Raw genomic sequence first — 10,554 nt, 5'->3', positions numbered from 1 at the left:
CCCCCAGCCACTTCACATCTTCCATGATGGATTCTACAAATTCTGTCTTCTCTTTTGTCGGATTTGTATCGTCAAAACGGAGGTTGAACTTTCCACCATACTTCTGAGCCAGTCCATAGTTAAGTAAAATCGATTTTGCATGTCCGATATGCAGATAGCCGTTAGGTTCCGGCGGAAATCTGGTCTGCACATGATCATAAACACCCTCTGCAAGATCCTTATCTATCTCCTGTTCAATAAAGTTTTTAGAAACTACTTCTTCTTTGTTCTCTTCCATTTCTCTTCCTCCATGTCAGTAATCCCAATATTACACTATCATACCATACTTCATCCATTTAGGAAAGGGGGAAAATACAGCAAAGAACCGGGCTTTTGGGGGATAAAACATTCATTTTCTTGCGGCCTTTTCCCAGGCCGGGCGGTTTTTTTCATACTGCTCATTGATCCAGTCCACAGCCTGTCCCCGTCCCTCTTCCGTAAAAGGAAATGAGGCTCTTGTTTTCTGCTCTTCAGGAGTCGCTTCATAGCAATAGGGTTCCGGATATACCACGGCTGATAATTCCTCTTCCTCCTTTGCCACCCGGTAACGCATTCCTTTCATGCTTCCGGTGTATGCCTCTTTTTTAAAAAACTGTATGGGTACGAAGGTATCTTTATTAATCATTTTATATTCCTCCTATTATGGCTTTATCTATTGAAACCCTATACCAGTATTATGCCATTGTCAAGAAGATCCTATGTTACCATGTAAAAACAAAAGGCTGCAGCGCCGGCTCATGTAGACAGCCGGTGCCGCAGCCAAAGGGCTTTGATTACTTGTGTACGCCAGGCCCTGTTTTCTTCTTTCCTGAGCTATTTGAAACCCCAGGCCCTAGCTCACCGTCTTTTGAAGGAGCGCTTGTCGAAATCTCTGTCTCCGGTTCCTTGGTCGCAGGAGGAGCCGCAGTCGTGGGCGCTGCTATTGCAGGCGGAGCCGTCGTTGGCGCCTCTGTAGGTTTCGCTGCAGTGGTCGGCTCTGTCGCAGGCTTTGTCTCCGCCGGCTTTGACGTTCCGTTAGAAGCTGTCTGGGATTCCGTTCCAGTCAGATGATAACAAAGAACCGGAACTCCTGCTGCTATATTTTCAAAGATGGTCTTTGCCACAGCCGGAGGCAGATTGACACAACCGTGGGAACCGCTGGTCTTATAGATGGTTCCTCCGAAGGTACTGCGCCAGGTGGCATCATGGAGGCCGATATTTCCGTTAAATGGCATCCAGTAAGACACGGGAGTCCTGTAAGTTTCTCCCTTTAGCGTCGCATCCCTTTGCTTATAGGTAAGGGGAAATACGCCTGCAGGAGTGGACCAGCCCTTTGACTCATTGCCTGATACGAAATCTGATTCTACCAAAAGCTTTCCGTCTTTATAAAAATACAGGTGCTGGGCTGTTAAATTGATTTCCACATAAGTGGTACCGTAATCGTTGTCTCCATGGCTGGCTGCCTTCTGTTTGTAGACAGGCTCTCTTACCTGGCTTTGCCCGGAACGGATCAGCTCTGCCAGTTCATCCGCTTCCTTGCTTTGATCGATTTTCCAGCCATAGCTGCCACCCGTGATCCTTACGGTCTGCCCATAGGAGGTCTTTAAGTTTTTGGCCCTGGTGGACGTATCATACTGGGAAGCCAGCTCTTTCACGTATGCAGAAACTGAGGAGCTGCTTAAATAAACCTTGCCATCCTCTCCGATCCCGATCCATTTGGAAATCGTATCACCGTTTAACACCTTTTTTTCATTTCCAAAGCTGTATGTAATCGTGACATTGGCATATTTGTTCAATGTCTGTACCTGCTCGATCAACTGGGGATCGTCAGCAGGAATCTGAGGCCTTACATAAGCCCCAAGCTCTTCTAAGGAAATTTCCGGGATTAAGCCCATCACAGCTTCGGAAATTCCTGACTTCACCTTTTCCGGGTCAAGCTGGTTTCCTTCCTTTGCAGCTATAATATGGTAGCCCTGTCCCGATACATAATCGGACACATGTGCATTTTCCGGCTTTTCCACAAGTTCATCCTTTAAACAGTCTAAGCCGGAAACAACCGATTCAAATTTGTCCTGGTCATACTGTATCATGGTTCCTATATCAAATTCCTGGGGCGTTTTCGTATGTTTCAGCCATTCATAAGTCTTCTGGTCCTCCAAAAGCTTTTCAAGGCTTCCGTCAAAAACTGACTCAAGGCCGATATCCCGTCCCTTTATCTCTTGTGTGCTTCCTCCTCTTTCCCCGATTGACAACACATAGTTATCAATTCCGGAAGCAATTGACTTCTTTACATCTTCAACGGATTTCTTTGATGCATCCATTCCATTGATCGTGGTGTTGGGGAAAAACACCTTCTCATACTGCTTGCCTGTCTGAAGATAGACAAGAGCAGCAATCAGCGCCGCTGCAGCTACAGTCCCGCTTCCAATTGCTGCCAAGCCCTTTAATCCAAATGGCTTTTTCTTTCTGCTGCGCGGTTTTACATTTTCCATTTACTACCTACCTCTTTACCAGCCTTTTCGTTCAGTATTCATTATACATGAAAACCGCGAAATTTGTCTAAATTTTTACGGTATTTTTCTTGACATTTTTATTACGATTTTTCTGACTCTCCTTGGTGACAAAATATTTCATAATACCCCCGGCGCCTTCATAAATATAAGATTAAGAATGATAAAAAAGGATTCATCCATGGCACGCTATACCCCTGTTTACGGATCAGTAACTTCTGTTAACCCTTTAAGGACCTCCTCTGACGATAAAAGCTGTTCAATGATCATCTCCATAATGAGCGAGAGCTTAGGACAGACCAACTTTATTGTCACTCCACAAACCTACGTCTTTAACCAGCACACCTTTAATCCAGGTGATTCCATCGTCGCCTTCTATGATACAAAAGCGCCTGTTCCCCTTATTTATCCGCCTCAATTCACAGCAGTCGCCCTTGCGGAAAACAGCGATGGGTATGAGGCTGTTTTTGACTATTTTGATGAGGACTTGTTAAATTCATCACAAACTCTGCAGCTGAGCCTGTCCAACCAAAGCGAGACAACAATTCTCCTTTCCAACGGTCAGACCTTCTTTTACCACCCAGGCGGCCATTTTCTTCTTGTCTTTTATGCATTTACCACCCGCAGTATTCCGGCAGTTACCACTCCCCAGACGATTGTGGTCTTCTGCGCTCCTGAGAAGAAAAACTAAAAAGGCCCCTGTTTCCGGCAAAAAACAAAGAGTCTGCATCGCAGACTCTTTGCCGGAGCAAAATTGCTTCAGGAGGCTATCTTCCTGCAGCTTTCATATCTTCCGCTGTCATAAAAGCACCCTCATACCCCAGGAGTTCACATAACCGGGCTGCATGGGGCTGTTCCAGCCGGGCCTTTAACAGGCTTTCTTTCTCATAAAAGACCGTTTCCCCCGGCCCGTCTTTAAGCACCTTTCCGTGAGCCATAATAATGACCCGTTCAAAATACTCTGCCACAAAGTCCATATCATGAAGAATCGCCAGCACAAATTTTCCTTTTTCACTTAAGGTCCGGACAATCCTTCCAAGCACCGCCCGTCCTTTTGCATCCTGGGCAATGGTCGGTTCATCTAAAATAAGCACCTTAGGATCCATAGCCACCACCGAGGCAATGGCTACCATTTTCCGTTCCGATAAATCCAGGTCATAGGGATTTTCTTCCGCAGCCTCCATAAGCCCTACCATCTCAAGGGCCTCCGCAGCCAGCTTCCCCGCCTCTTCCCGGCTCTTCCCTAAGTTTAATGGGCCTACCATGACCTCTTCCATCACCCGGTTTTTAAATATCTGGTCATCCGGATTCTGAAACACATATCCCACCTTTCCGGCAAGCTGTGCCACGGTTCTTTTGGATATATCCTCGCCTTCAAAGGAAATACTGCCTGCATTTGGCTTTAAAAGTCCCTTTAACAGCTTGACCAGAGTGGTTTTTCCCGCACCGTTCTGGCCGATGATTGCGGTAGGCCTTGCATCAAGGCAAAGGTCCAGGTGTTCGATCACCGGTATGTCAGGCTGATAATGAAACTTTAAATCCTGGATCTTAAATACGGCCGGAACATGTATCTCTTCCTGGTCTTTTGCAAAAGCCCTGCCGGAAAGCTTTGGAGGAAACTGGTCCCTTAAACGCTCCATCTGTGCTAACGTGACCGGATAAAGCCTGTCCTCTCCCTCTTTCCTGCTCACTGAAAGCGCTCTGCAGACCTGGGTATAGACCGGCGGTTTAACACCCAGTTCCTCTAAATCATCCCTGGAAAAAATCCGTTCCGGAGTATCATAAGCGATCTGCTTTCCTTTGTGAAGAAGGAGGATCTTATCACAGTAAGAAGCCAGCTTCTCTATCTTCTGCTCCACCATGACAATGGTTATGCCTGTCTTTGCCAGCTTATCAACCACCCGGAATACCTCTTCACTTCCCTGAGGGTCCAGCTGGGAGGTGGGCTCGTCAAGCACGATGACTTTAGGCTCCATGGCAAGGATGCTGGCAATCGCCACCCGCTGCGTCTGCCCTCCTGATAAATCAAAGGGATTTCTGTCCCTGTATTCTTCAATATCCAGAAGCTTTAAATTTTCTTCCACTCTCTTAAAAATCTCTTCCCTGGGAATTCCCAGATTCTGAAGCCCAAAGGCGATTTCCTCAAAGACCGTATCCTTTGCTCCGGAAAGCTGGTTAAAAGGATTCTGGAACACAAGGCCAACCTTCTGGCATAATTCGGCTATGGGAGTTTTCGCCGCTTCCGCTCCGTCAATGAGGAGCTTCCCGCCATATGCCCCACGGAACATGGTGGGGACCAGACCGGCAAAGGCCTGGCATAACGTGCTTTTTCCGGCCTTATTTTCACCGGCGATCCCGATAAACTGCCCCTTTTCCACCTGAAAATCAATTCCGTCAAGAGCCAGACGTTCTGTATGGGGATACCGGTATTTTAAGTTTGTCACTTCGATCAAAGCCATGTAAGCACCCTCCATACAATAGAACCCGCAATGAGCAGAGCCATCAACGACATGAATGCCTTGTCCCTGCCTGTCAGACTATATTCTCTTAAAAATGTTTTTTTATTTTTTGAATCAAATCCCCGCACTTCCAGGGCAATGGCCCTTTCTCTGGTGTTGATCAGGGAGCTGCTGACCACAGGCGAAATTAACGGGATAAATGCCCTGGCTCTTACAAGCAGGCTGCCTTCTGTTTCCATTCCCCGGCTTCTCTGGGCATCCATGATGGTGTTCATAGTCCCCATCATCTGGGGAATAATCTGAAAAACAGAACTGATCATATATCCGAACCTGGGTGAAAAGCCTGCCTGCTCCATGGTCTCCACCAGATCCGCAGGCTTAGTGGTCAGTACAAACGTGGCAAAGGCCAAAAGCATGTTTAAGATATTAAGCCCGATCCCGGCAGCATAAAGAAGCCCTTCCTGATAAAAGGCAAGAGGCCCTAAATGGAATAAAATCTTCTGGTTTTCCTGGTTAAAAAGGCCATGGATCAAAAAAATGGTGATTATGATGGTAAAGGAAAAGGCAATCAGAGGGAAAACCTTTCTGATGATCTTCCCGCTGATCAAAAGACAAAGGCTGATGGCCAAAAAAAGGCCGTATATCCACAGCGCGCCCCCAATAAGGGGTGCGCTGACGGCTGCCAGAATATAAAACATCTTGGCAAAAGGATGCAGCCTGGTTAAGTAGGTATCTTTATCCACGTAAAGACTGATACTTTTCATATGATTCTGCCTTTCCTGCTTTAATCCAGACTTGCCACTTCATCATCCAGTTCGTAAAGGGAAGTCAGTTTCTTTGGAAGACCCTTGATGATGGCGTATACGATCAAAAGGGTGATTAATTTATCCGGCACATCCACGAGGACTTCATCAAGGAAGGAGCCAAGAGCAACGGGAAGGCCCGAAGCCTGTGACCAGGCAAAGACAGCATCTCCCCAGATATTGCCTGTGGTTCCGCCCCAGAAAATGATATTTAAAGGAGTGGAGATTACAACAGCCGTAAGGCCCGCCACACAGGCGGTGAGAATGGCTCCGGAAAGCTTTTCCATACGGCCAAGCCTTGCCATGATTCCTACTGCGACACCGATTCCCAAGCTGGTCAAGGCATATACCAGAGTGATCGAATCACCGGTGGTAAAGCCATAAATCAAGTTGTTGGCCGCACCGCAGATTCCCCCGATCACGGGTCCCCCAAGAATACCGCCGATGCAGGTACCGATAGAATCCAGCCAAAGCGGAAGCTTTAAAACAGACGCAAAAAGCTTTCCTAAATAATTGATTCCAATACAAGCCGGAATCAATACAAAACAGGCTGCATTCAATTTGGTTTTAAATAAATTTTTCATCTCAATTTCCTCCATTTATTTTTTCTCTCAACCTTTATCCATACGGACAAAGGCCTCCAATGCCGTAAGGATCTCCAAATGCTCTCCCCTCATCATGGCGGACTCTCCGCCCGTATAGCTGTTGATGTTTTCCTCTATGGACTCCTCAGACTCCACCACCACATTTAATATGGAGGCGGTTTTTACTCCCCGCAGTCCGCCCACCACAAATAATGCAGCAGTTTCCATATCAGAACCCATTACGCCTTTTCCTGCCCAGTAAGCGCAGACCTCTTTTTCCTCATCAATGTAGAAGCTGTCATGGCTTCTGGCTATTCCCACATGAGATCTCGCTCCCAATTCCCCTGCACTTTCCATGCAGGCCAGCAAAAGCTTTGTATCCGGTATCGCCGGATAAATGGAATCTGCATAGGAGGACGAGGCTCCATCATCCCGGACAGCTCCATTGACCAGAATTAAATCGCCAAGGCGGATCCCCTTTTGAAGCGCTCCGCAGCTTCCGATCCGGATCATGGCCTTAACCCCGATTCTTGCCAGTTCCTCCACTGCGATTGCCGCAGATGCACCTCCAATCCCTGTAGATACTGCCATAACAGGTACTCCTCTGTATTTTCCCTTAATACTTCGGAATTCCCTGTTAAACGCCAGTTCCTCCACATCCGTCAGACAGGCTGCAATCCGGTCCAGACGTTTTGGATCACCCGGCAGCAGCGCATAAGGAACAGCCTGTTCTTTTGACAGCTTGATATGAGGCATGATCTCAGCCACAGGTATCATCTCCTTTCACCTTTTTTATGTCCTGAATGTAGCACAAAGAGGCCATCCTGTCAATCTGTTGACACAAACTATAACCTGATAATAATACCTTTTTCACGAAACAGGCCGTCTATTCCCCCCGGCTGCATTGACTTATCATGTATTCGTGATAAAATGTACTGAGAGATTTACGAGGAGGTTTCCTATGGTCACACTTCATTTGGATGACGCTGTTATCAAAAGCCTGAGCAATAATGAACTGAATGTCTTAAAATATGTCTATGAACACTCGGATGAGGTTTTGGATATGAGCATACAGACTCTGGCCGCCCAGACATCTTATTCCTCTGCCACGATTCTGCGCTTCTGCAAGAAGCTTGGGTATTCCGGCTTTGCGGAATTCAAATATGCCCTCCGCGCAGAGGGAAGAAAAGAAACTCCCGGACCTTCGGCTGCAAAAGCCCAGAATTTTAATACCCGGATCATGATTGACAGCCTGTGTTCCAACGTGGAAGGAACCTCCAATCTGATATCGGAAGATCAGCTCAGCCATACGTTCCGGTATTTTGACAGTAACTGCCCCATCTACTTATGGGCCCCAGGAGGGATCACTTCTATTCTAAGCGACTACTTTGAGAAGCTTCTTTTCTCCATCGGACGCCAGAATGTATACAAGATCGAATCCAGTAAAATGGGAGAACACATTTTAAGAAATATCCACTCAGAATCCCTTCTGATCTTAATCAGCACCACCGGGGATTTCGGTCCGACCGTACGTCTTGGCAAAATCGCCCGGATGAACAATGTCCCGATTCTATCCATCACCCCATATACCAACAATGAAGTTGCCAACTTAGCCACTGTCAACTTCCGCTTCTTCACCAACCAGCGTGAGAACCGGGGAGCGGAGTTCACTTCCAGGCTTCCGGTGTTTTATATGATCAACGCCATTATACGCTGTTACCTTCAGTACAAGCTGTCCGGCCGGGAACAAACGGAACAGGGGGAAAACCATGATTCCTTTATTTGAAAAAGCACATGAGCTGCACCTTACGGATACGGAGGAAGAAATCCTTAAGTATTTTGAATCCAATCTTCCCTCATCCGTGTATACCAATTTAAATGACTTAAGTGCCAGCCTGTATACCTCCAATGCTACCATTGTCCGTTTCTGCCAAAAGCTGGGACTGAAGGGCTATAACGAATTCAAATACCAGGTGCGAAAGGAATTAAAGCAGCTTCACCCCCAGAACTTCCGTACCGATGATCTGGTCCATCATTCTCTCGCCCTGTTTAAAGATAATTTAGATCAGATCGATGAAGAAAAGCTGGAAGAGATCGCCGGGCTTTTGACCAGTGACCGGCCCATCTATATCTATGGCTCCAATTTAAGCTCCCTTGCTGCCAAATATCTCCAGACGGTCTTAAACACACTTGACTATCCCTGTATTCTGGTTGAGTGGCGGCGCCTGTTAAACGGTCTTGTACATGAGATAAACAGTGATGCCGTTCTTTTCATCATCACGGCCCATGGAGATGCCAGGCGGTATCTGTCTGTATTCCGAAAGGCCAAGGCCCGCGGCACCATCACGATCCTGCTCACCTGCGAGAAGGACAGCCCTCTGATCCCCTACAGCACCTTCGCACTCTGCACCAACGACCGGAATGAGGAGTACCGTCATGTAGATATCAATCCCAGACTGGGAATCCTAACCATTGTCCAGATCCTGATTGAACTGGCCGCCAGGATCAAACAGAATTCCCAGACAGACGGTGACACTTTTGGTTCCCTGTCTTAACGAAAATAAGAAAGCTGCCCGGTTCCATGTATCCCATGGCCGGGCAGCTTCCTCTTTGTATCTTTAATATTTTAATACTTCCCTCACATTTGATGCAATTCCTTCCACTTTCGGTCCATAAATCACCTGGATATGTGTATCGCTGGTGCGGACAATTCCCATGGAGCCTGTTTTCTTTAAAAGTTCATCACTCACCAATGCCATATCTTTTATATCCACACGAAGTCTGGTCAGGCAGTTGTTCACTGTTGTGATATTGTGATATCCGCCGAGTCCCTCTATGATTTTCGATGCGAGGGCTTTTTGTTTTTCTTCCATTGTACTCTCCAAAGCATCCGCCTCCTGCTCTTCGTCAGATACATCGATGGAGAGCTGTTTTCTCGTCAGATAGCTTTTAAATACAAAATAATAAATGACGGAGAAGAACGGTCCGGTAATGATCACCCAGTACCAGCGGGATCCTGGCTGGAATACGCCCCAGATCAGGAAATCGATCAGACCGCCGCCGGTATTGCCGATAATAACCTTAAATGCCGACATCAGCATGAAGGACAGGCCGCCCATCAGCGCATGGAACAAAAACAGCGGTGGTGCAATAAACATGAATGAGAATTCCAATGGTTCCGTAATGCCTGACACAATGCTGGCTGCAACGCCTGCAATCATGAGAGCCTTTACTTTATTCTTTTTCTCCGGAGGAGAGGTCCTGTAAATAGCCAGTGCTGCTGCCGGAAGACCAAACATCATCATCGGCATTTTGCCCTGTCCTAAAAATACCGTAAACGGCCTCAGTTCTGAGATGTCTACCTTATCGACAAATTGAAGGAAAATATTCAGACAGCCTTCTACTCCTTCATAGGTTCCGCCAATCGAGGTGGTACGGAAAATACCGTTTAATACATGGTGCAGACCGGTAGGAATCAGCAGCCGCTCTAAAAAACCATAGCCGAATACTCCCACCAGTCCTGTAGCGGATATCAAACCTCCCAACCCGTCAATGACCATGGAAACCGGTGACCATAGAATCGGTGCGGCAAGACCAACAACTGCCATAGCCATAATAACAACAATGGCAACAAAACGTTTTCCTCCATAAAAGGAGATCGCCACCGGAAATGTAACTTTATGATACCGGTTATGGAGTGAGGCGGTCATGATACCTGCAACAATACCTGCAACCGCGCCCATATCCAGGGTTTCCACTCCCAGGATCGTGGATATCTTCAAAGCGCCAAAATTCATAAAGCCGGAATTGATCATACATGCCGATGCCACCAGAAATGTATAATAACCGATAAATCCTGCAAATGCCGCTATTTCCTTTTCCTCCCTCGCCATTCCGAAAGAAATGGAAATGGAAAATAACACCGGAATCAATGTAAATACAACACCTGATATTTTATTTAAAGTAGAAATAATGAAATAAATAAGCCCCTGCTGTAAAAATGGAACAGCCGACTGTACCTGCGCTTTCATAAGCGCAGAGGTTAACCCCAAAACGATACCGCAAGCGGCCAAAGCAGCAATCGGCATCAGCAAACTACGTCCGAGAGCCGAGAAAAAATCCATTGCCCTGTTTTTTTTCATGATAATATCCTCTCCCGTCACAGGCATCCCTGCTCTGC

11 protein-coding genes are annotated in these 10,554 nt (G+C 46.9%); 3 read left to right on the top strand and 8 right to left on the bottom strand.

The window, feature by feature from the left end:
- From RT269_RS08800 to RT269_RS08790, 3 genes are all read right to left on the bottom strand, one after another.
- Positions 1-277: glutamate--tRNA ligase family protein (locus tag RT269_RS08800; protein ID WP_313181944.1), on the bottom strand; the 277-nt coding region annotated here is incomplete at its 3' end.
- Positions 278-388: 111 nt separating this feature from the next.
- Positions 389-664, bottom strand: a complete 276-nt coding sequence (locus RT269_RS08795) for a GNAT family acetyltransferase (RefSeq protein WP_313181942.1) — start codon at positions 662-664, stop codon at positions 389-391.
- A gap of 148 nt (positions 665-812) precedes the next feature.
- A complete protein-coding gene (locus tag RT269_RS08790; protein WP_313181941.1) occupies positions 813-2,510 on the bottom strand; it encodes a L,D-transpeptidase family protein in 1,698 nt (565 codons plus the stop codon).
- Positions 2,511-2,709: 199 nt separating this feature from the next.
- Here RT269_RS08790 and RT269_RS08785 point away from each other — a divergent pair, with 199 nt between their 5' ends.
- Positions 2,710-3,219 carry a hypothetical protein gene (locus RT269_RS08785; RefSeq protein ID WP_313181939.1) on the top strand — a complete coding sequence of 170 codons (510 nt, stop codon included), beginning with the start codon at positions 2,710-2,712 and terminating at the stop codon, positions 3,217-3,219.
- Between the two features lie 76 nt (positions 3,220-3,295).
- On the opposite strand, the gene RT269_RS08780 is transcribed toward RT269_RS08785, so the two are convergent.
- From RT269_RS08780 to RT269_RS08765, 4 genes are read right to left on the bottom strand one after another with little or no spacing between them, the layout of a single operon-like run.
- Positions 3,296-4,987 carry an ABC transporter ATP-binding protein gene (locus tag RT269_RS08780; RefSeq protein WP_313181937.1) on the bottom strand — a complete coding sequence of 564 codons (1,692 nt, stop codon included), beginning with the start codon at positions 4,985-4,987 and terminating at the stop codon, positions 3,296-3,298.
- Positions 4,978-5,751, bottom strand: coding sequence for an energy-coupling factor transporter transmembrane component T family protein (locus RT269_RS08775; RefSeq protein ID WP_313181935.1), 774 nt, complete (start codon positions 5,749-5,751; stop codon positions 4,978-4,980). Before RT269_RS08775 ends, RT269_RS08780 begins: the two co-directional genes overlap by 10 nt.
- Before the next feature lie 20 nt (positions 5,752-5,771).
- Positions 5,772-6,374, bottom strand: coding sequence for an ECF transporter S component (locus RT269_RS08770; RefSeq protein ID WP_313181933.1), 603 nt, complete (start codon positions 6,372-6,374; stop codon positions 5,772-5,774).
- Between the two features lie 27 nt (positions 6,375-6,401).
- On the bottom strand, positions 6,402-7,142 hold the full coding sequence (locus RT269_RS08765; protein WP_313181931.1) for a nucleoside phosphorylase: 741 nt from the start codon (positions 7,140-7,142) through the stop codon (positions 6,402-6,404).
- Between the two features lie 193 nt (positions 7,143-7,335).
- Here RT269_RS08765 and RT269_RS08760 point away from each other — a divergent pair, with 193 nt between their 5' ends.
- Together RT269_RS08760 and RT269_RS08755 are read left to right on the top strand one after the other, a co-directional pair.
- Positions 7,336-8,160, top strand: coding sequence for a MurR/RpiR family transcriptional regulator (locus RT269_RS08760; RefSeq protein ID WP_313181929.1), 825 nt, complete (start codon positions 7,336-7,338; stop codon positions 8,158-8,160).
- On the top strand, positions 8,144-8,929 hold the full coding sequence (locus RT269_RS08755; RefSeq protein WP_313181928.1) for a MurR/RpiR family transcriptional regulator: 786 nt from the start codon (positions 8,144-8,146) through the stop codon (positions 8,927-8,929). Before RT269_RS08760 ends, RT269_RS08755 begins: the two co-directional genes overlap by 17 nt.
- A 63-nt stretch (positions 8,930-8,992) precedes the next feature.
- Here the strand turns inward: RT269_RS08755 and RT269_RS08750 are convergent, their stop codons facing one another.
- The gene (locus RT269_RS08750) at positions 8,993-10,516 is read right to left on the bottom strand and encodes a PTS transporter subunit EIIC (protein WP_331664116.1); all 1,524 of its coding nucleotides are present in this window, start codon (positions 10,514-10,516) and stop codon (positions 8,993-8,995) included.
- Positions 10,517-10,554: the final 38 nt, after the last annotated feature.

The sequence above is a fragment of the Lacrimispora sp. genome, from assembly GCF_032078915.1.
Taxonomy (GTDB): domain Bacteria; phylum Bacillota; class Clostridia; order Lachnospirales; family Lachnospiraceae; genus Lacrimispora.
The sequence above is the reverse complement of the archived record's forward strand: the minus strand, read 5'-3'. Positions and strand labels throughout refer to the sequence as shown.